Source organism: Streptomyces sp. NPDC055254, assembly GCF_053606025.1.
The window spans coordinates 185,561-206,173 of sequence record NZ_JBSGQV010000006.1 but is presented as its reverse complement, the minus strand read 5'-3'; the positions used below and the strand labels follow the sequence as shown (position 1 = coordinate 206,173).

Genomic DNA, 20,613 nt, shown 5'->3' with positions numbered 1-20,613 from the left:
CGTAGCCGCGCGTACCGTAACGTGGTCGAGTTGTCGATGGCTGCTGCCGCCTGCCTACCGATGGGCGAAGGTCACTTTTAGTGATCATTTAGCGGTGCCACTCGGGCGAACACGCGAGTTTCCTCGTGGGCGCACGGTGACAGCCAGGCGATGTCCCGCCACAACGATTCATTCTCTGGAGCCCCCGAGTGAGCAAGCGCACCTTCCAGCCGAACAACCGCCGTCGTGCCAAGACCCACGGCTTCCGCCTGCGGATGCGTACCCGTGCCGGTCGCGCGATCCTCGCGAACCGCCGTGGCAAGGGCCGCGCCGCCCTTTCCGCGTAACCAACACGCAGGTCGTGACGTCGTGCTGTCTCCCGAAAATCGGCTGAGGCGGCGTGAGGACTTCGCGAGCGCAGTACGCCGAGGGCGTCGGGCCGGTCGCCCGCTCCTCGTCGTACACCTACGTACAAGCGGTGCAACGGACCCGCACGAGCCGGGGGAGATCGATCCCTCGACGCGTGCGGGTTTCGTCGTCAGCAAAGCTGTCGGAGTCGCCGTCGTCCGTAACCGGGTGAAGCGCCGTCTGCGGCATCTGGTCCGCGAGCGGCTCTCGCAGCTGCCCGCCGGTAGCCTGGTGGTGGTGCGTGCGTTGCCCGGATCGGGCGACGCCGGCCCCGACGAACTGGCCCGGGACCTGGATGCCGCCCTGTCGCGGCTCCTGGGAGGCGCGGCTCGATGAAGTACCCGCTGCTCGCTTTGATCAAGCTGTACCAGTGGACCATCAGTCCGCTGCTCGGCCCGGTGTGCCGCTACTACCCGTCGTGCTCGCGCTACGGGTACGCGGCCATCGACCGGCATGGTGCGGTGAAGGGGACGTTCCTGACCGCCTGGCGGATCCTGCGGTGCAATCCGTGGTCCCCCGGCGGCGTGGACCACGTCCCACCCCGTAAACGCCCGCGTTGGCACGAGCAGCTGCGCAGTGCGTTGCGTAGATCTCGCAATGCTCAAGGAGCCTGATTAGTGGACACGATTGCCAGTCTGTTCAGCTTTATCACCACACCCGTCTCGTGGATCATCGTCCAGTTCCACACGCTGTACGGAGCGGTCTTCGGTGCGGACAGCGGGTGGGCCTGGGGCCTGTCCATCGTGTCCCTGGTGATCTTGATCCGTATCTGTCTGATCCCGCTCTTCGTGAAGCAGATCAAGGCGACGCGGGGCATGCAGGCGCTCCAGCCGAAGATGAAGCTGATCCAGGAGCGCTACAAGAACGACAAGCAGCGTCAGTCCGAAGAGATGATGAAGCTGTACAAGGAGACGGGTACCAACCCGCTCTCCTCGTGCCTTCCCATCCTGGCGCAGTCACCGTTCTTCTTCGCGCTCTACCACGTGCTGTCGAGCATCGCCAGTGGCAAGGAGATCGGCTACATCGACGGCCCGCTGCTGGCCAGCGCCCGTCAGGCACACATCTTCGGGGCGCCGCTGGCGGCGAAGTTCACGGACAGCGCCGAGAAGGTCGCGAGCCTGGACGCCTCGATCACCGATGTGCGCATCGTGACCGCCGTCATGATCATCCTGATGTCGCTGTCGCAGTTCTACACCCAGCGCCAGCTGATGCAGAAGAACGTCGACCTCTCGGTCAAGACGCCGTTCATGCAGCAGCAGAAGATGCTGATGTACATCTTCCCCGTGATCTTCGCGGTCATGGGCATCAACTTCCCCGTCGGTGTCCTCGTCTACTGGCTGACCACGAACCTGTGGACCATGGGTCAGCAGATGTACGTGATCAATCAGAACCCGACGCCGGGCAGCACCGCGCAGGACCAGTACCTGACCCGCCTGCTGAAGCACATCAGCTCGCACGGTGACGTCAAGGGCCGCAGCAAGAAGAAGATCGTCGCGGCGATCGTGGCCAAGGGCCCGGACCGCAACGACAACGAGCGCAAGTTCATCACGGCCCTGACCAAGCAGGGCATGGCCGCCCAGTCGGACGGCAGCGTGATCAAGAGTTCCGAGACCACGGCGGACTCCGACGCGGCGAGCGGTGGTGCCGCCGCGAAGCGGCAGCAGCCGAAGAGGCAGTCGAAGTCCCAGCGCCAGACGCCCAGCAAGCCCTCCACCAAGAAGTAGAAGGAGTCCCTCCCGTGACGGAAGGCACCACCACCGCCGCCGCTGAGGGCGGCGACACCCTCACCCGCCTTGAGCAGGAGGGTGAGATCGCGGCCGACTACCTTGAGGGCCTGCTGGACATCGCCGACCTGGACGGCGACATCGACATGGACGTCGAGGCCGACCGCGCCGCGGTGTCCATCGTCAGCGACTCCGCCGGCCGCGACCTGCAGAAGCTCGTGGGCCGCGACGGCGAGGTCCTGGAGGCCCTGCAGGAGCTGACCCGCCTCGCCGTGCACCGGGAGACCGGGGACCGCAGCCGCCTGATGCTGGACATCGCCGGGTTCCGCGCGAAGAAGCGTGAGGAGCTGGCGGCGCTGGGTGCCCAGGCAGCGGCCGACGTGAAGGCCTCGGGCGAGCCGCTGGAGCTGGCGCCGATGACGCCGTTCGAGCGCAAGGTCGTCCACGACGCCGTTGCGGCCGCCGGTCTGCGGAGCGAGTCCGAGGGCGAGGAGCCGCAGCGCTTCGTCGTCGTGCTTCCGGCCTGACCGGTAGCAAGAGTGTTCGGCCCCGTCTGTGTCGCAGGCGGGGCCGATGTTTGTCAGCCTGGCATGTGAACGAAGCGGCATCTCAAGACCTGGCTTTACCCAGAACCATGCGTACGGAAGGACGGTCCCCGTGACGGAGGCAGCGGAGCTTCCCCCGGCGCCTGAAGAGGCGCGCGCGGTATTCGGTGAGTTTTTCCCGGAAGCTGTGCGGTATGCGGAGCTGCTGGCGGACGCGGGAGTCCAGCGCGGCCTGATCGGCCCGCGCGAGGTGCCGCGGCTGTGGGAGCGGCACCTGCTGAACTGCGCGGTGCTGTCGGAGGTGGTGCCCCAGGGCGTCACCGTCTGCGATGTGGGCTCGGGCGCCGGCCTGCCCGGCATCCCGCTGGCCCTGGTGCGGCGAGACCTCAAGATCACACTCCTTGAGCCGCTGCTGCGCCGGACGAACTTCCTTCAGGAGGCCGTGGAACTGCTCGGCCTCGACCACGTCACGGTTGTGCGCGGTCGCGCCGAGGAAGTGCTGGGCAAGCTCCAGCCCGTCCATGTGGTGACGGCGCGTGCGGTGGCGCCCCTGGACCGGCTGGCCGGCTGGGGCGTGCCCCTGCTGCGTCCCTACGGGGAGATGCTGGCGCTCAAGGGGGACACGGCCGACGAGGAGCTGGTGGCGGCGAAGACCGCACTGGCGAAGCTCGGGGTGGTGAAGACCTCGGTGCTCCAGGTGGGCGAGGGTGTCGTGGATCCGCTCTCGACCGTGGTGCGGGTCGAGGTGGGCGAGAGCCCCGGCGGAGTGAGGTTCGCGGCCAAGCGGGCCAAGGCGGCACGGGTGAGTCGTACGCGCCGCCGTCGCTGATCCTCCGCCTCCGGGCGGTAGGGGCCCCTGGCCGGTTATTTCAGGAGTGTTGGGCCCTATAGGTATGGATTTCGGAGTGTCGTAGCGGCCCGCAGACTCCATCCGGGCATCGTGTTTCACGTGAAACGTCGCTCTCTGCTGCACGGAATCATCAGCCGCGGTCGTGCGGCTGCGGCCCCTCGCGACCGCAAGGACGCAAGGGGGACGGAGTTGTCCACATCGGTGGATTCATCCACAGGAGTACGGGCCCCGCTGGTTCGCCACCCGGGTGACATGGCAGGCTCTGTTCATCGCGAGCCAGCTGTCGAGGAGAGTGACACCGTGCGGTCCGACGCCAACCTCGCGGGGCCGATGGCCGATCCGGTCCCCGGTCCCCGCTCTCAATCACCGGGAGACGATGTTTCACGTGAAACATCGCCCCCGCCCCTTGTAGACAACGACACCCCCATCGGCCGGGCCGCCCAGCTGGCCGTGGATGCCCTGGGACGCTCCGGCGAGGCTCTGCCCCGGCCGGAGCAGACCCGGATCATCGTGGTGGCCAACCAGAAGGGTGGCGTGGGTAAGACCACGACCACCGTGAACCTGGCGGCCTCGCTGGCCCTGCACGGGTCTCGGGTCCTGGTGATCGACCTCGATCCGCAGGGCAACGCGTCCACGGCGCTGGGTATCGATCACCACGCGGACGTCCCCTCGATCTACGACGTGCTCGTCGACAGCCGCCCGCTGCTGGAGGTCGTCCAGCCTGTCGTGGACGTGGAGGGACTCTTCTGCGCTCCCGCCACGATCGATCTGGCGGGTGCCGAGATCGAGCTGGTGTCGCTGGTGGCACGGGAGAGCCGGCTCCAGCGGGCGATCCAGGCGTACCAGCAGCCGCTCGACTACATCCTGATCGACTGCCCGCCGTCGCTGGGGCTGCTGACGGTGAACGCCTTGGTGGCGGGCGCGGAAGTGTTGATCCCGATCCAGTGCGAGTACTACGCGCTGGAGGGTCTGGGGCAGCTGCTGCGCAACGTCGACCTGGTGCGCGCCCACCTGAACCCGACGCTGCACGTGTCGACGATCCTGCTGACGATGTACGACGGCAGGACCCGGCTGGCCTCGCAGGTGGCGGAGGAGGTCCGTACCCACTTCGGCAAGGAAGTGCTGCGGACGAGCATCCCGCGGTCGGTGCGCATTTCCGAGGCTCCGAGCTACGGTCAGACGGTGCTCACCTACGACCCGGGTTCCAGTGGCTCCCTCTCCTACCTGGAGGCGGCGCGAGAGATCGCGTACCGGGGGGTCGGAATCCAGTACGACGCCCGCCAGGCCCATCTGGGCCCGGGCATGAACAGCACGCAGAGTGTGGCGGAGGGGATCCAGTGAGTGAGCGACGTAGGGGTCTGGGGCGGGGACTCGGTGCGCTGATTCCCGCGGCTCCGCAGGAGAAGACGCCCCCCGCGATGGGGGCCGGGGCCGGGGCCGGGTCGACGTCGCCGTCGGCCGTGCCGGTGCTCACGGCGGAGCGCGGAATCGCGGCGGCGAAGCTCGCTTCGCTCGCGCAGGCCGATGTTTCACGTGAAACATCGCCCGCGATCGTGCCGGTGAGCGAGCCGGAGGCGGCGCCGGGGGGCAATACGGTGGCCGGGGCGACGTTCGCGGAGCTTCCGATGGACGCGATCACGCCGAATCCGCGGCAGCCTCGCGAGGTGTTCGACGAGGACGCACTGGCGGAACTGGTGACCTCCATCCAGGAGGTGGGTCTGCTCCAGCCGGTGGTGGTGCGGCAGGCCGCGCCGGGCCGCTACGAGCTGATCATGGGTGAGCGCCGGTGGCGGGCGTGCCGTGAGGCCGGGCTGGAGAGCATCCCGGCGATCATCCGGGCGACGGACGACGAGAAGCTGCTGCTGGACGCGCTCCTGGAGAACCTGCACCGGGCGCAGCTGAACCCGTTGGAGGAAGCGGCGGCGTACGACCAGCTGCTCCAGGACTTCAACTGCACGCACGACCAGCTGGCGGACCGGATCGGGCGTTCGCGTCCCCAGGTGTCGAACACGCTCCGGCTGTTGAAGCTGTCGCCCCCGGTCCAGCGCCGGGTGGCCGCCGGCGTGCTGTCCGCGGGGCATGCGCGGGCACTGCTCTCGGTGGAGGACTCCGAGGAGCAGGACCGGCTGGCGCACCGGATCGTGGCGGAGGGTCTGTCGGTACGCGCGGTGGAGGAGATCGTGACGCTCATGGCGTCCGAGCCCTCCAGCACGGTGAAGCCGAAGGGTCCGCGGGCCGGCACCCGGGTGGCTCCCGCGCTCAGCGAGTTGGCGACGCGGCTCTCGGACCGGTTCGAGACGCGGGTGAAGGTGGACCTGGGCCAGAAGAAGGGAAAGATCACCGTCGAGTTCGCGTCGATGGAGGATCTGGAGCGGATTCTGGGAACGCTGGCGCCGGGCGAGGGCCGGGTACTGGAGCAGGGTCTCTCCTCGGAGTGACCGCAGGCCCCCCGAGGGGCGGATCGGACCGGTGCGAACGGGTCCGATCCGCCCCTTCGCCGTGCTGCGGGTCCGGTCCTCCTGACGGCTGAGGAGTCCCGCTGCCGGGGCTGAGCTGTCGAAGATCCAGGGGCCAGTGGATACGATGCCGTCATGGGTCGTCGGCTGGTACCGCTCACGCTGGACAACCTGCAGGACCTGCCCCGGCGTTGCCGGTCCTGCGTGTTCTGGGAGCTGGACCCGGTCAGTGGAGAGGCCGCCGTGAAGGCGGGGACCCCGGCACTGGAGAAGGAGGCCTGGATCTCCGCCGTCCTGCTGGAGTGGGGTTCGTGCGGCCGGGTCGTCTACGTGGACGAGGTCCCGGTGGGTTTCGTGCTCTACGCCCCGCCGGCGTACGTGCCCAGGGCCACGGCCTTTCCGACGAGTCCGGTGTCACCGGACGCGGTCCAACTGATCACCGCGTGGATCATGCCGGGGTATCAAGGGCAGGGTCTGGGGCGGGTGATGGTCCAGACGGTCGCCAAGGATCTGCTGGGGCGGGGTTTCCGGGCGATCGAGGCGTTCGGGGACGCGCGGTGGGAGGGCCCGGCCTGTCTGCTGCCGGCCGACCATCTGCTGGCGGTGGGCTTCAAGACGGTGCGTCCCCACCCGGCACATCCGCGGCTGCGTCTGGAGCTGCGTTCGACCCTGTCGTGGAAGGAAGACGTGGAACTCGCGCTGGACCGCCTGCTCGGCGGGGCGCGCAAGGAGCCGGCACTGCGTCCGCTGTGAGCCGCGGACGCGGAACGGGGCCGCCCCCGGTGAGGGGGCGGCCCCGTTCCGCACGGGCCCCACGTGCGTGGGGCCGGACGGTCGTCAGGCGGTCTTGGCCTCGACGAAGTCCGAGAGGTCGCGCAGGATGGCGGCCTTCGGCTTGGCGCCGACAATGGTCTTGGCCACCTCGCCACCCTGGTAGACGTTGAGCGTCGGGATCGACATGACGCCGTACTTGGCAGCCGTGGCCGGGTTCTCGTCGATGTTGAGCTTGACGATCTCGATCTGGTCGCCGTACTCGGCGGCGATGGCTTCGAGCGACGGGGCGATCTGGCGGCACGGTCCGCACCAGGCGGCCCAGAAGTCCACCAGTACGGGCTTGTCGCTCTTGAGGACCTCGGCGTCGAAGTCGGCGTCGGTCACGTTCTTGAGAGTGCCGGCCACAGCGGCCTCCTTGTTCTTCCTGCGGGGGTGTGGGGTGGGGGGTAGGTACGGGGGGAGGGGTCAGACCGTCGCGTGGGCCTTCTCGGCGTCCGCGAGGGCGGCGAGGAAGCGCTCGGCGTCGAGAGCGGCGGAGCAGCCGGTGCCCGCGGCGGTGATGGCCTGACGGTACGTGTGGTCCACGACGTCGCCGGCGCCGAACACGCCGGTGACGCTGGTTCGGGTGGAGGGGGCTTCGACCTTGAGGTAGCCCTCGTCGTCGAGCTCCAGCTGGTCCTTGAACAGCTCGGTGCGCGGGTCGTGGCCGACCGCGATGAAGAGCCCGGTCACGGGCAGCTCGGAGGTCTCACCGGTCTTGGTGTTGCGCAGGGTGAGACCGGACAGCTTCTGGTCCCCGTGGATTTCGGCGACCTCGCTGTCCCATGCGAACTTGATCTTCGGGTCGGCGAAGGCGCGGTCCTGCATGGCCTTGGAGGCGCGCAGGGTGTCCCGACGGTGAACGATCGTGACGGACTTGGCGAACCGGGAGAGGAAGGTGGCCTCCTCGATCGCGGTGTCGCCGCCGCCGATGACGGCGATGTCGTGCTCCTTGAAGAAGAACCCGTCGCACGTGGCGCACCAGGAGACGCCGCGGCCGGAGAGGGCGTCCTCGTTCGGGAGGCCGAGCTTGCGGTGCTGGGAGCCGGTGGTGACGATGACGGCCTTGGCGCGGTGCACGGTGCCGGCGGTGTCGGTGACGGTCTTGATCTCACCGGTGAGGTCCACGGACACGACGTCGTCAGGAACCAGCTCGGCGCCGAAGCGCTCGGCCTGGCCGCGCATGTTGTCCATGAGGTCCGGGCCCATGATTCCGTCCTGGAACCCGGGGAAGTTCTCCACCTCGGTGGTGTTCATCAGGGCGCCACCGGCGGTGACGGCACCCTCGAACACCAGGGGCTTGAGCGAGGCACGTGCGGTGTACAGGGCGGCGGTGTAACCGGCCGGCCCGGAGCCGATGATGATCACGTTTCGGACGTCGCTCACGGGTTTCTTCCTCGTCTCTGCGGACTGCTTGCTGCGAACCGGGGGCCGGTGCGGACTCTCACCCCACCCAACGGATCCTACGGCGCGTGCATTCCCCGCCTGCTCCAGTGACGGACTTCGGTCCTTCACATCCGCGGGTAGGTCCTTGTCAGGAGGAGTTCTCCGGCGGCGGCAGGGTCGGCGGTCTCGCAGCCGGCGTCCACGAGGTACGCGTCCACCCGGCTGGAGTCCCCGGGGTGCGGGAGCACGAGGAGGTGGACGGAATGCCCCTGGTAGGTGCCGCGTTCGGCGGCGAGCGGGGCCTCGGGACGGCCGGTGGCCCCCTGCACGCAGGGCGGGACGGGAGACGGCCGGCGGTCGCTGGGGGCGACTTCCTGGGGAGGAGGGGTGTCCTTCGTCCCGAAGGTGTTGTTCTGCTCCTGGGGGGCCTGCGGGTTCTGCGGAACGGCCTTGTCGCCCGGCCCCGAGGAAGCGAGGAGCTGGTGGACCGTCTTCTGCAGGCCCTGCGCGGTGTAAGTGCCCTCACCGGAGGATTCGACGGCCGAGGTCGCGGTGTCGCCGCGGGTACTGGCGTCGCGGACGGGTGAGCCGCTCAGGTCGGTGAAGAGGAAGATCCCGAGCGCGCAGGCGGCGGCGCCCGCGAGGCCGCTGAGCACGGCGATCCGTCGGCGGGCGCGCCGACGCCCGGGTCCGCTTGGGCCGACCGGGTGACCGGAGGGCCCGCGCGTGGGCGACGCGGCCGGGGAGGGGGGCGATGTTTCACGTGAAACATCGCTGCCCGCCCTACCCGTGCGCACGGCCGGCGCGGAGGCGGCCGAGGGCCGGGTGGCGTCGAGGAGCGCCTCTGCGGCGAGGGCCGCATCGATGCGACCGGTGATGTCGGCGGGCATGCGGGCGGGCCCGGGGAGGGTGCCCAGCAGGGCGCGGATCTCGTCGAGAGAGGCGCGGACGTCGGCGCACAGAGCGCAGTCGCCGAGGTGACGGCGGATTTCGGCGGTGCGGGACGGGGAGAGGAGTCCTTCGGTCAGGTCGGAGATCTCCGAGACGTCCGGGTGCCGGACCGTTCCGGTCGTGCCGGGCGCGCCGGTCGCTGGGGTCACGGTCGTCCACCTCCGCCCTTCACAGCGTCTGGGTCTGGATGCCTGGGGTCTTCCGTCGGTGTGACGGGCCGGCCCGGCGTCCGGTTCCCTCCCCGCTCCGAGGTGCTGTTATCCACGGCGGGGGTGCGCAGATGAATGAGCAGCGGGACGAGTTTCGCCCGGCCGCGTGCGCAGCGGCTCTTGACGGTCCCGCTGGGGACGTCGAGGAGGCGGGCGGCTTCGGCGACGGGGTACCCCTGCATGTCGACGAGGACGAGCGCGGCCCGTTGCTCGGGCGGGAGGGTGCCCAGGGCGGCCAGGAGCTGGCGGTGGAGCTCCTCGCGCTCCGCCGGTGCCTCGGCCGACTCGTGGGGCTCCAGGAGCCGTTCCAGGCGGTCGGTGTCGTCGAGGGGCGCGGTCCTGCGCGAGGCGGCCTTGCGGGCCCGGTCGAGGCAGGCGTTGACGGTGATGCGGTGCAGCCAGGTGGTGACGGCGGAGTCGCCGCGGAAGGTGTGCGCCGCCCGGTAGGCGGAGACCAGGGCGTCCTGTACGGCGTCGGCGGCCTCCTCGCGGTCGCCGAGCGTACGCAGCGCCACGGCCCAGAGCCGGTCGCGATGGCGGCGGACCAGTTCTCCGAACGCGTCGGGGTCGCCGTCCACGTGCCGGGCGAGCAGGTCCGCGTCTGTCCAGGGCTCGGTCCGGGGGGATCCCCGGTCGTCGCCGGCCGTCTCGTCGCGCATCACACCTCGCCTCCCGCAGGGACATTACGGCTTGGTCGGGGGAAACACGAGGGTCCGCCGTGCCGGTGGCACGGCGGACCCTCGCGGGGCCGGGCGGCTAGGAACCGGGACCGAGGACCGTGATCTCGTTGATTCCGCCCCGGTAGTTCTCCGAGCCACCCTCGGACGGCAGGTTGGTGATGTGGACCAGCAGGTATCGGGTGCGGATCGGGGCGTCGAGGGTGGTCGTCAGTTTTTTCGGGGCGCCCTTCGATTCGGCGATCGTCTGGGGGAACTGGGCCAGAGAGGACGGCGACGAGGCTCCGGGTGCCGCAGCGCGGACCTGAAGGCCGTGCCCCGCGGCGAACAGGTCCAGCTCGACGGCCGTCACATCCGTCTCCTTGCCCAGGTCGACGATGACGCCGCTGCCCTCCTTGCGCTCATCGAGGTTGCCGAAGTTCGCGTAGCCCTTGTACTGCGGTGTGACCCATCCGGTGCCGGGGTTCTTGTCGACCGCCAGGGGGGCTTCCTCGGGATCGAGGAACTTTCCACTGACGGCGAAGGGCTCGGCGCCGGTGATGGGGAGCGCCTTCCTCGGCTCCGGCTTCTTCTCGCTGCCGCCGGACGGTGTGGGCTGCGACGGGTTGGGCCCGTTGTTGCCGCCGTTGTTGCGTTCCAGCAGGGTGTCGGCGAGCTGCCAGCTGCCCAGACCGAGAGCGGCGATGAGCAGGGCGGCGACCCCCCACTTCAGGGCGCGCCCGGTGCGGCTCTGCAGCGGGGAGGGCGGCTGGACCACGTTGACCGCCTGCGGGGCGGTGATCCCGCCGGGGGGCGTGGGACGGCCGTAGCTGCCCTGCTGGTAGGTCGTGTGCTGGTAGTCGGGCGGAGCGGTGAACGCGGGCTCCGGCGGCTTGATGCGGGGCATGGCGGCGACCGCCTTGGCCAGCTCCTCCGGAGTGGTGAAAGCAGGTTCCTGGCGGGAGGCGGTGGCACCGTCGTTGGCGAGGGCGCGCATGGCGAGCTCGCCCAGTCCGCGGTGGACACCGGCGCGGACCTGGTCGGGGGCGATCAGGCCGACCCCCTTGGGCAGGCCGGCCAGGCCGTAGGCGTCGGTCTCGTAGGGCCAGCGCCGGGTCAGTGCGGCGTAGAGGAGGGCACCGATGGCCTCGGTGTCGGCCTGCTGCGGGGTCTCGCTGGTGATGCCGCGCAGCGCCGCGTTCACCGCGAGGCCGCGGATGCGGTACTGGCCCGTGGACGTGCGCAGTATCGCGCTGGGCGTCAGGCGCAGGTGCGCGAGGCCCTCGCGGTGCGCGGCCGTCATGGCTTGGGAGACCTGGCTGACGAGCTGGTAGGCCTCGTGGGCCTCCAAGGGGCCGGCGGCGAGGAGCGCGGTGAGTTCCGTGGCGTCGGGCAGCCATTCGTGGACGACGTAGACGAGGTCGTTCTCCTCGACGGCGTCGAGGACCTGGACGAACCGGGGGTCGCCGAGGAGGGCGGAGGAGCGGGCCGCGGCCAGGACGGAACGGGCACGCGGGTGGTCCGCGGGCAGCAGGTGGACGCCCACGGCCCGGCGGAGCTTCTCGTCCATCGCACGCCAGCTGCTGAACCCGTCCACACGGGTGACGCACTCTTCGAGCCGGTAGCGTCTGGCGAGTTTGTGACCGCTGTGCAGTTCGGGTGCGGCCGCGGGAGCCGCGGCCGTGCGTTCGCCGTCCTTTTCGGTCATGGGTCCGTCCGCGGCTCGTGCGTTCTGGATGTCCACCCCGTCGGCCGTGGCCTTGGCCGCTCCTGCGGCCAGCGGCTCGTCGCCGCTGTTGTCGGCCACGTCGACGGCAGCCGTGCTACGTTCCGCCACCGTCGTTCCCGCCTCCCCATCCGTTACGCGCTGTCGGCCAGTCTGCGAAGCCAAGCCAATTGTGCCCACAGTCCGACGCTCTTCACGACACACGACGGGGTACTGACCGGTCGGTGAGCACGCCGATCAGCGCCCCAGACGTCCCCGGACCATACCGACCATCGCGTTGAGTTCTTCGATCCGCATCCGCTTGGCGGCGATGAGGAACACGGCGGCCAGCGCGATGCCGCCGGCCACCAGGGCAGTGGCGGAACCCAGGACTCCACTGCCGAGCCACCGGGTTACCCCGTAAGCGGCGGCGCCGGCCACCGCGGCGGCCGGAACACACGCGCCGGTGAGGCGGGCGTAGGTGCGCATGATGTGGGCGCCGTCCAGGTCGCCGCCGAGGCGGGTGCGCAGGCGGCGCCAGGCGACGCCCACGCCCACCGCGTAGCCGAGGCCGTAGGCGGCTGCCATGCCGACGACGGCCCACCGGGCGGGGAGCAGGAAGAAGGAGGCCGCCGAGCCCGCGGCGTTGACGGCCGCGACGATGACGGTGTTGTAGAACGGCGTCCGGGTGTCCTCGTAGGCGTAGAAGCCGCGCAGGACGACGTACTGGACGGAGTACGGGATCAGTCCGAGGCCGAAGGCCATCAGGACGTAGCCGATGTTCTGGGCGCCGGCGCCGGAACCGGCGTACAGCAGGGTGGCCATGGGGACGCCGAGGGCGAGGAACGCGAAGGCGCAGGGCACGATCGCGACGGCCGAGGTGCGCAGTCCGTACGAGATGTCGTCGCGGACGGCGGTGGCGTCCCCGTCGTGCGCGGAGCGCGAGATGCGCGGCAGGACGGCCGTCATGACGGAGACGGTGATGATGGCCTGCGGCATCTGCCACAGCAGCAGGGCGTAGTTGTAGGCGGTGATGCCGGTACCGGGGTGCCCCTGCTTCTCGGCGACGGAACCGGCCCAGGTGGCGAGCTGGGTCACGACGACGAGGCCGATCTGGTTGGCGAGGACGAAGAAGAAGGTCCACTTGGCCAGTCGGGCGGCCTTGCCGAGCCCGTGGCCCTTCCAGTCGAAGCGCAGGCGGGGGCTGAACCCGGCGTCGCGCAGGTAGGGCAGCATCGCGAGGGCCTGCACGGTGAGGCCCAGCAGGGTGCCCAGGCCGAGCAGGCGGACACCGTCGGCGGTGACGGTGGCGGCATTGACCCCGGAGGTGGTGAAGCCGCCGAAGGCCCAGATGAAGGCGCCGAAGGTGGCGATGACCACGATGTTGTTGAGGACGGGGGTCCACATCATCGCGCCGAAGCGGCCGCGGGCGTTCAGGATCTGACCGAGCACCACGTGGACGCCCATGAAGAACATGGTGGGCAGGCAGTAGCGGGCGAAGGCGACCGCGACGTCCATCTGCTGGGGGTCCGAGGCGATCTTCGGCGACATCATCGTGATGAACACGGGTGCGGCGAGGACGCAGACGGTGGTGATGGCGGCCAGCAGCACCACGACGAGGGTCAGCAGACGGTTGGCATAGGCCTGCCCCCCGTCGCTGTCGTTCTTCATCGCCCGGACCAGTTGCGGGATGAAGACGGCGTTCAGGGCGCCGCCGCCGACCAGCACGTAGATCATCGTGGGCAGGGTGTTGGCGATCTGGTACGTGTCGTTGAAGGTGCCGACGCCGATGGCACCCGCGATGACCAGGGTCCGCAGGAAGCCGGTGATACGGGAGACGATCGTGCCGGCGGCCATGAGCGCGCTCGACCTCAGTAGCCCCGCGGCGCGTCCGGCGGGCTTGCTCGGCGCCGGCGCGGCGACCGGGGCGTCCTCGGCGGGGGTGCGGGGCGCAGCCTCCTGGTCCCGGTAGAGGTGGGCGAACGCGTCCGGCTCGGGCTGCTCGTCGGCGGCCCGGGTGACGAGCGAGTCCACGCCCACGAACTGCGTGGTGGTGGCGTGGTCGCCGTAGGGCAGGTGCCGCGAGGGCCCGTCCGGCTCGGGCGGCGGGGTCTGCGCCCAGACCCGCGGGTCCGGGGCGTACGAGGGCGCGACCGGGGCCGCGTACAGCGGGCCGGCCTCCTGGTAGGTACCGGGCGGCGGCGGAGGATGGGAGGCGCGGTCGTAGAGGACCTCGGCGACGGGGTCCTGGGCGGACAGGTCCTGCGACCGGTACGGGTCGTGGTCGTAGGCGTCCTGGACATACGGGTCGTGGTCCGGCGCGGGCGCCTGCCCGGGCACCGGAGTGCCCGCGGCAGTGCCCTGGGCGGGTGCGGGCCCACCGGTGCTCTGCGCACGGTCACCGTCGTACGGCGCGTTCATCGAAACCCCACCTCATCGTCCCCAGGCCGGCCGGCCACGGCGTCGCTCAACGGTCCACTGTCTCACCCGTGCCGGACGCGTCCGTGCTTTGCGGTCCGGTGTCCGGGGACTCGTCACTCTGCTGCGTGCTCTCCTCGGCGGCCGCCCGCGCCGCGACGCGCTTGCGGCTCGCGTACATCTTGATGCCCGCCAGGACGAGCAGGAGCACGCCGCCGGCGATGACCAGCATGACGGTGGGGGTGATCTCGGTGGCCTCTACGGTGAACGTGCGTTCCTTGCCGTAGGGGACGCCGTCCTTGGTGAAGAGCTGGGCGGTCACCTCGACCGGGCCGCTCGCGGTGGCGTTGGCGGTGAACTTCACGGTCTGGCTGTGCCCGCCCTGGACCGTGACCTCTTCTGAGTCCTGACCGTTGTCGCCGAACATCAGACGGGTCGGGTTGGCGGACCTCACCCGCAGCACGAGGCCGTGGACGTCCTGGACCAGGCTGTTCTGGACGCTGACCGGAATGGTCGCACTGTGCCCGGAGAGGGTGGCGTCCGACTTGGGGACGACCTTGACCTTCTCGGTCAGGCTGATCAGGTAGTCCTGCACCTGGTTCCGGTAGCGCCGGGCCTCCTCGGGGCGGCCGCGCCAGGAGGTGGACATCTCGCGGTTGGTCGTGTTGCCGAAGGGGATCTCGACCCGGTCGGGGGCGGCGAGGATCACCTTGAAGTGATCGAGGGTGTTCTGCGTGGTGCGGATCTGCTCGAAGGCGGACACCGGCAGCTCCTGCTTGCGCAGGGCGTCGGGGTACTGGCCGGCGCCCGGTACCTCGGTGGCCGCACCGGGGTCGGGCTTGGCCGCGGCCGCGCTTTCGAGGTCCGAGGGCTGGGTCCAGCGGGCGGCCTGGAGGCCGCGTACCGCCATGGCCATCGTCTGGACCTGGCTGACGGTCGGCATCCGTTGCGGGGCGACGACGAAGCTGCGCTGCTCATCCGCCTTCTGCAGGTTGAGGGCGAGGCTGTGGGCCAGGAACTGCTGCACGGCCAGCGCGGAGTTCGTGGCGTTCAGCATGTCGCCCTCGAAGGCCCTCGAGAGTTCGGCGTCCGCGACGACCGCCGTGGTGCCCGCCCCGATGGGTCGGGCGGCCGAGGGGGTGTAGCCGAGGGCTCCGGTCTCCGAGAGGCTGTCGCTGCGGGTCAGGACGTTGTGGGCGCCGGCCGAGGTGGCGACGTTGACGATCGCCGGGTCGATCGCACCGTCCACGGGCCAGGAGAAGTCGGTGGAGGCGGGGACGTGCAGGACCGTCTCCACGGCCTGCTTCGCCTTGTCGGTGGCGGGCCGCAGCTGGCCCAGGGTGCCCGAGACGTCCTTGCCCTGGTGAGCGAGGGAGGCGAGGTCGGGGTCGGCGAAGGGCAGGGCGACGACCTTCTTGCCCTGCACGGCGGCCTCCAGGGAGCTCAGCCACTGCTCGGCGACGGCCTTGTTCTTGCCCTGGACCGCCTTGCCGTCGGGCATGCGCACGCGGTAGCCCTTGGTCATCGCGTCGACCGTGTACAGCAGATCGGGATCGATGACCCAGGTGATCGGCAGCTCCTTGCCGAGCGAGACCATCTGCCCGAGGCGGCCCTGCGGCATGAGCTCATCGGCGAGCGCGTCGTCGAGGAAGACGGGGGTCTGGACCTCGTCCGAGCCGGTCTCGGCGGTGAGACGGGTGCTGGAGATCAGCGGCCACAGGTAGGTGAGGTTCGCGCGCTTGGCGGCGGCCTCGGGCTGCCACGGCAGGAACGTCCGCCTGATCCCGAGCACCTGCTCCGAAGGCCGGCTCTCGGTCTCACCGGACAGGGAGATCCCGAGCTGGTAGACGCCGTCCTTGTCCAGCTTCAGCTTGTCCACCGGGACCCGCAGGGTGAACTCCCGGCCGATCTTCGAGGGCAGCGAGGGGATCTGTACGGCATAGGCCGGGTCGACCTCGCCCGCGTCGGTGCCGGCCCGGAAGCTGCCGCGCTCCGCCACCTCGTCGATGGAGGAGCGGTCCGCCAGTGGGGGTCCGACCCGCAGTCCCACATGGGCGTCGGTGATCGTCTCCGGACCGTTGTTGACCACGGAGCCGGAAATGGTGAGGGTGTCTCCCTTGACCGGAGCGGCCGGGGTCACGGTCAGCAGCCGGACGTCGACGGCCGAGGACGGGGCCGCCTGGGCCGCCGGGGCGGGCGCGTAGATCAGGGCGGCGAGCACCGGCGTCCCGGCGAGCAGGATCACCGCGCGCCGCAGCCACCGGCGCCGGACAGGGGCGGGCGACGCCCCGTGGATGTCTGCCGCCTCGGCCACGCGCTAGCCCGTCCCTCGAAGTGTCATCGGTAGTCGTATGTGCGTCCTGGCATGGTAACGAGGCCCGCTGTGCGCGAGTGCCGCCCCTTGCTCCACATGATCGGCCAGCGCCGGGCCGGCCGTGTACCGGGGGTCGCCGTAAAACGAGGAAGCCCGCGCCGGGCCGGGCACGTACCCTTTTCTGTTGTGCCGAACGCCAACGAAGACAACCCCAGTGCCCTGAGTCAGGTACAGCGCCGCGCGGTGAGTGAACTGCTGCGGATCGCCCCTGTCGCCGACGAGCTCGGCCGCCGATTCCAGCAGGCGGGCTTCCGCCTCGCCCTGGTCGGCGGGTCCGTCCGCGATGCGCTGCTCGGGCGTCTCGGCAACGATCTCGACTTCACCACCGATGCCCGCCCCGAGGACGTCCTGAAGATCGTCCGTCCATGGGCCGACTCCGTGTGGGACGTGGGCATCGCCTTCGGCACCGTCGGGGCGCAGAAGACCGCCCGCGTCGGGGACGACGTACGGGACTTCCAGATCGAGGTGACGACGTACCGCTCCGAGTCGTACGACCGCACCTCGCGCAAGCCGGAGGTCTCCTACGGCGACTCGATCGAGGAGGACCTCGTCCGGCGCGACTTCACGGTCAACGCCATGGCGCTGGCCCTGCCGGAGCAGCGGTTCATCGACCCGCACGGCGGCCTGGAGGATCTGGCGACGGGTGTGCTGCGTACGCCGGGCACCCCCGAGGACTCCTTCTCCGACGACCCGCTGCGCATGCTGCGGGCCGCCCGGTTCGCGGCGCAGCTGGACTTCGCGGTCGCCCCCGAGGTCGTCGCGGCGATGAAGGCGATGTCCGACCGGATCGAGATCGTCTCGGCGGAGCGCGTGCAGGGCGAGCTCAACAAGCTGATCCTGTCCGCCGGCCCCCGCAAGGGGCTGGGGCTGCTCGTGGACACCGGTCTGGCCGACCGGGTACTGCCCGAGCTGCCCGCGCTGCGGTTGGAGAGTGACGAGCACCACCGGCACAAGGACGTCTACGACCACTCGCTGATCGTGCTGGAGCAGGCGATGGCACTGGAGGAGAACGGTCCGGACCTGGTGCTGCGGCTCGCGGCTCTGCTGCACGACATCGGCAAGCCGCGCACCCGCCGGTTCGAGAGCGACGGGCGGGTCTCCTTCCACCACCACGAGGTGGTGGGCGCGAAGATGACCAAGAAGCGCCTGACCGCGCTGAAGTACTCCAACGACATGATCAAGGACGTGTCCCGCCTGGTGGAGCTGCACTTGCGCTTCCACGGGTACGGCGACGGGGAGTGGACCGACTCCGCGGTGCGGCGCTACGTCCGTGACGCCGGTCCCCTGCTGGACCGTTTGCACAAGCTGACCCGGTCGGACTGCACCACGCGCAACAAGCGCAAGGCCAACGCACTCTCCCGGACCTATGACGGGCTGGAGGAGCGCATCGCGCAGCTCCAGGAACAGGAGGAGCTGGACGCGATCCGGCCCGACCTGGACGGCAACGAGATCATGGCGGTACTGGACGTCGGCCCGGGGCCGGCGATCGGCAAGGCCTACGCGTTCCTGCTGGAGCTGCGGCTGGAGAACGGTCCGATGGAGCGCGACGCAGCCGTCGCCGCGCTCAAGGAGTGGTGGGCCGCGCAGGCGTGAGCAACGGGGGTCCGGTCGATGTTTCACGTGAAACATCGACCGGGTGGACCGGTCGGGGGCGATGTTTCACGTGAAACGTCGCCCCTGCCGGTTCAGCATCAGAGCTGTGGCGGCGTACAGGGCGGCGACGCCGAGGACGAGCGCCACGGAACGTCCGTCGGTCGGGAGCATGAGGGACGCCACAGCCGCGGCGCCGACGAAGGCGACGTTGAACAGCACGTCGTAGACGGAGAACACCCGGCCCCGGTAGTCGTCGTCGATGTGGGACTGCACGACGGTGTCGGTGGAAATCTTCGCCCCCTGAGTGGCCAGGCCGAGGACGAAGGCGGCGGCCAGCACGGGGCCGGGAGCGAAGAAGAGCCCGAGGGCGGGTACGAGGACGGCGGCGCCGGCGGCGCAGGCGGTGATCCAGCCCAGCGCGCCCAGCCGGCCCACCAGCCAGGGGGTGACGACCGCGGCCGTGAAGAATCCGGCCCCGGAGACGCCGATCGCGAGGCCCAGCAGCGCCAGTCCGTCGGACTCGTTGTCCGACCAGGAGTAGCGGCAGAGCATGAGCAGCATGACGGTCAGCGCCCCGTAGCAGAACCGCATCAGCGTCATCGCGGTGAGCGCACGCGCGGCCTCCCGGCGGGAGGCCAGGTGGCGCAGGCCCTCGGCCATACCGCGGACGGTGAGGACCACCCCCTCGACGACCGAGGGATTCCGCCGCCCCGCCGGGTGGTCCGGCCCGAGGAGCCCTGGGGCCAGTCGTAGGGAGACCAGGGCGGCGCTCAGGTAGAGGCCGGCTCCGAGCAGCACGACAAGGGCGTTGGAATCGGAGGCGAGCAGCCGCACGACGAAGGCCAGTCCCCCGCCCGCCGTCGCGGCGAGGGTTCCGGCGGTGGGGGAGAGCGCGTTCGCGGTGACCAGTCGGTCGGCTCCGACCACGTGGGGGAGGGAGGCGGAGAGCCCGGCCAGGACGAAGCGGTTGACGGCGGTCACCGACAGGGCCGAGGCGTAGAAGAGCCAGTCGGGGACCTGCGCGACGATGAGCATGCCGGTGACGCAGGCGAGGAAGGCCCGCAGCAGGTTGCCGTAGAGGAAGACCTGGCGGCGTCGCCACCGGTCGAGCAGGACGCCGGCGAAGGGGCCGATCGCGGAGTAGGGCAGCAGGAGGACCGCCATCGCCGAGGCGATGGCCGCGGGCGAGGTCTGCTTCTCCGGGGAGAACACCACGTAGGTGGCCAGTGCGACCTGGTAGACGCCGTCCGCGGCCTGGGAGAACAGCCGTACGGCGAGCAGATTCCGGAAGTCCCTGAGGCGCAGGAGTACCCGCAGGTCACGTACGACAGGCATGAGGGAAAGGGTCACATACGCGGAGGGTCCCCGGGCATATTGCCCGGGGACCCTCCGCGGAAGACCAGCCGAAGTCCAGGTGTCCGAAGGACGCTTGGAGCTCGGGACTAGCGCTCGACCTCGCCCCTGATGAACTTCTCGACGTTCGCGTAGGCCTCGTCGTCGAAGTACTGCACCGGCGGGGACTTCATGAAGTAGCTGGAGGCCGACAGGATCGGACCGCCGACACCCCGGTCCTTGGCGATCTTCGCGGCGCGCAGCGCGTCGATGATGACACCTGCGGAGTTCGGGGAGTCCCACACCTCGAGCTTGTACTCGAGGTTCAGCGGGACGTCGCCGAAGGCACGGCCTTCGAGGCGGACGTAGGCCCACTTGCGGTCGTCGAGCCACGCCACGTAGTCGGACGGGCCGATGTGGACGTTCTTCTCGCCGAGGTCACGGTCGGGGATCTGCGAGGTGACGGCCTGAGTCTTGGAGATCTTCTTCGACTCCAGGCGGTCACGCTCGAGCATGTTCTTGAAGTCCATGTTGCCGCCGACGTTGAGCTGCATGGTGCGCTCAAGACGGACACCGCGGTCCTCGAACAGCTTCGCCATCACGCGGTGCGTGATGGTGGCGCCGACCTGCGACTTGATGTCGTCGCCGACGATCGGGACACCGGCCTCGGTGAACTTGTCGGCCCACTCCTTGGTGCCGGCGATGAAGACCGGGAGGGCGTTGACGAAGGCGACCTTGGCGTCGATGGCGCACTGGGCGTAGAACTTCGCCGCGTCCTCGGAGCCGACGGGAAGGTAGCAGATCAGGACGTCGACCTGACGGTCCTTGAGGATCTGCACCACGTCGACCGGAGCCTCGGTGGACTCCTCGATGGTCAGGCGGTAGTACTTGCCCAGACCGTCCAGGGTGTGGCCGCGCTGGACGGTCACACCGGTGTTCGGGACGTCGCAGATCTTGATGGTGTTGTTCTCGCTGGCGCCGATGGCGTCCGAAAGGTCGAGGCCGACCTTCTTCGCGTCGACGTCGAACGCGGCGACGAACTCGATGTCACGCACGTGGTAGTCGCCGAACTGGACGTGCATCAGACCGGGGACCTTGGCCGCCGGGTCGGCGTCCTTGTAGTACTCGACGCCCTGCACCAGCGAGGCGGCGCAGTTGCCTACGCCGACGATGGCTACGCGAACCGAACCCATTCCGGTTGCTCCCTGTTTGTT

19 protein-coding genes are annotated in these 20,613 nt (G+C 69.9%); 10 read left to right on the top strand and 9 right to left on the bottom strand.

The genetic code is table 11. The features are described 5' to 3' along the window. Positions 1–188 precede the first annotated feature (188 nt). The 9 genes from rpmH (at position 189) to ACWFQ8_RS09275 (ending at position 6,715) form a co-directional block, all read left to right on the top strand. Positions 189–326: a 50S ribosomal protein L34 gene (gene rpmH / locus ACWFQ8_RS09315; protein WP_008741645.1), complete on the top strand. Its 138-nt coding sequence runs from the start codon at positions 189–191 to the stop codon at positions 324–326. 22 nt (positions 327–348) lie between these two features. Next, positions 349–723, top strand: coding sequence for a ribonuclease P protein component (rnpA, locus tag ACWFQ8_RS09310; RefSeq protein ID WP_453785567.1), 375 nt, complete (start codon positions 349–351; stop codon positions 721–723). After that, complete coding sequence (gene yidD / locus ACWFQ8_RS09305) at positions 720–1,001, top strand: membrane protein insertion efficiency factor YidD (RefSeq protein WP_384531148.1); 282 nt, start codon at positions 720–722, stop codon at positions 999–1,001. The genes rnpA and yidD overlap by 4 nt, the downstream gene beginning before the upstream one ends. A 3-nt stretch (positions 1,002–1,004) precedes the next feature. Beyond that, entirely contained in the window at positions 1,005–2,111 is a 1,107-nt protein-coding gene (yidC, locus tag ACWFQ8_RS09300; protein WP_453785566.1) for a membrane protein insertase YidC, read from the top strand. 14 nt (positions 2,112–2,125) lie between these two features. Then, positions 2,126–2,638 carry a Jag family protein gene (locus tag ACWFQ8_RS09295; protein ID WP_453785565.1) on the top strand — a complete coding sequence of 171 codons (513 nt, stop codon included), beginning with the start codon at positions 2,126–2,128 and terminating at the stop codon, positions 2,636–2,638. A gap of 130 nt (positions 2,639–2,768) precedes the next feature. Further along, positions 2,769–3,485 (top strand): 16S rRNA (guanine(527)-N(7))-methyltransferase RsmG, encoded by a 717-nt coding sequence (gene rsmG / locus ACWFQ8_RS09290; RefSeq protein ID WP_453785564.1) that lies wholly within the window; start codon positions 2,769–2,771, stop codon positions 3,483–3,485. A gap of 273 nt (positions 3,486–3,758) precedes the next feature. Then, positions 3,759–4,847: a ParA family protein gene (locus ACWFQ8_RS09285; RefSeq protein WP_453785563.1), complete on the top strand. Its 1,089-nt coding sequence runs from the start codon at positions 3,759–3,761 to the stop codon at positions 4,845–4,847. Next, positions 4,844–5,944, top strand: coding sequence for a ParB/RepB/Spo0J family partition protein (locus tag ACWFQ8_RS09280; protein ID WP_453785562.1), 1,101 nt, complete (start codon positions 4,844–4,846; stop codon positions 5,942–5,944). Before ACWFQ8_RS09285 ends, ACWFQ8_RS09280 begins: the two co-directional genes overlap by 4 nt. Positions 5,945–6,097: 153 nt before the next feature. Next, positions 6,098–6,715 (top strand): GNAT family N-acetyltransferase, encoded by a 618-nt coding sequence (locus tag ACWFQ8_RS09275; RefSeq protein WP_453785561.1) that lies wholly within the window; start codon positions 6,098–6,100, stop codon positions 6,713–6,715. 84 nt (positions 6,716–6,799) lie between these two features. Here the strand turns inward: ACWFQ8_RS09275 and trxA are convergent, their stop codons facing one another. From trxA to ACWFQ8_RS09240, 7 genes are all read right to left on the bottom strand, one after another. Continuing rightward, positions 6,800–7,141 (bottom strand): thioredoxin, encoded by a 342-nt coding sequence (gene trxA, locus ACWFQ8_RS09270; protein WP_453785560.1) that lies wholly within the window; start codon positions 7,139–7,141, stop codon positions 6,800–6,802. 60 nt (positions 7,142–7,201) lie between these two features. Further along, complete coding sequence (trxB, locus tag ACWFQ8_RS09265) at positions 7,202–8,161, bottom strand: thioredoxin-disulfide reductase (RefSeq protein WP_384531156.1); 960 nt, start codon at positions 8,159–8,161, stop codon at positions 7,202–7,204. A gap of 125 nt (positions 8,162–8,286) precedes the next feature. Next, positions 8,287–9,261: an anti-sigma factor family protein gene (locus tag ACWFQ8_RS09260; RefSeq protein ID WP_453785559.1), complete on the bottom strand. Its 975-nt coding sequence runs from the start codon at positions 9,259–9,261 to the stop codon at positions 8,287–8,289. Beyond that, positions 9,258–9,980: an RNA polymerase sigma factor SigM gene (sigM, locus tag ACWFQ8_RS09255; protein WP_453785558.1), complete on the bottom strand. Its 723-nt coding sequence runs from the start codon at positions 9,978–9,980 to the stop codon at positions 9,258–9,260. Before sigM ends, ACWFQ8_RS09260 begins: the two co-directional genes overlap by 4 nt. 97 nt (positions 9,981–10,077) lie before the next feature. Next, a complete protein-coding gene (locus ACWFQ8_RS09250) occupies positions 10,078–11,814 on the bottom strand; it encodes a protein kinase family protein (RefSeq protein WP_453785557.1) in 1,737 nt (578 codons plus the stop codon). A gap of 126 nt (positions 11,815–11,940) precedes the next feature. Then, positions 11,941–14,103: a murein biosynthesis integral membrane protein MurJ gene (gene murJ, locus ACWFQ8_RS09245; RefSeq protein WP_453785556.1), complete on the bottom strand. Its 2,163-nt coding sequence runs from the start codon at positions 14,101–14,103 to the stop codon at positions 11,941–11,943. Between the two features lie 46 nt (positions 14,104–14,149). Continuing rightward, entirely contained in the window at positions 14,150–16,414 is a 2,265-nt protein-coding gene (locus tag ACWFQ8_RS09240) for a DUF6049 family protein (protein ID WP_453785555.1), read from the bottom strand. A 186-nt stretch (positions 16,415–16,600) separates the two neighbouring features. On the opposite strand from ACWFQ8_RS09240, the gene ACWFQ8_RS09235 reads away from it, so the two are divergent. Beyond that, positions 16,601–18,067 carry a CCA tRNA nucleotidyltransferase gene (locus ACWFQ8_RS09235; protein WP_453785554.1) on the top strand — a complete coding sequence of 489 codons (1,467 nt, stop codon included), beginning with the start codon at positions 16,601–16,603 and terminating at the stop codon, positions 18,065–18,067. Positions 18,068–18,133: 66 nt separating this feature from the next. Here the strand turns inward: ACWFQ8_RS09235 and ACWFQ8_RS09230 are convergent, their stop codons facing one another. Together ACWFQ8_RS09230 and ACWFQ8_RS09225 are read right to left on the bottom strand one after the other, a co-directional pair. Further along, on the bottom strand, positions 18,134–19,402 hold the full coding sequence (locus tag ACWFQ8_RS09230) for an MFS transporter (protein WP_453785553.1): 1,269 nt from the start codon (positions 19,400–19,402) through the stop codon (positions 18,134–18,136). Positions 19,403–19,509: 107 nt separating this feature from the next. After that, positions 19,510–20,592, bottom strand: a complete 1,083-nt coding sequence (locus tag ACWFQ8_RS09225) for an inositol-3-phosphate synthase (protein ID WP_453785552.1) — start codon at positions 20,590–20,592, stop codon at positions 19,510–19,512. Positions 20,593–20,613: the final 21 nt, after the last annotated feature.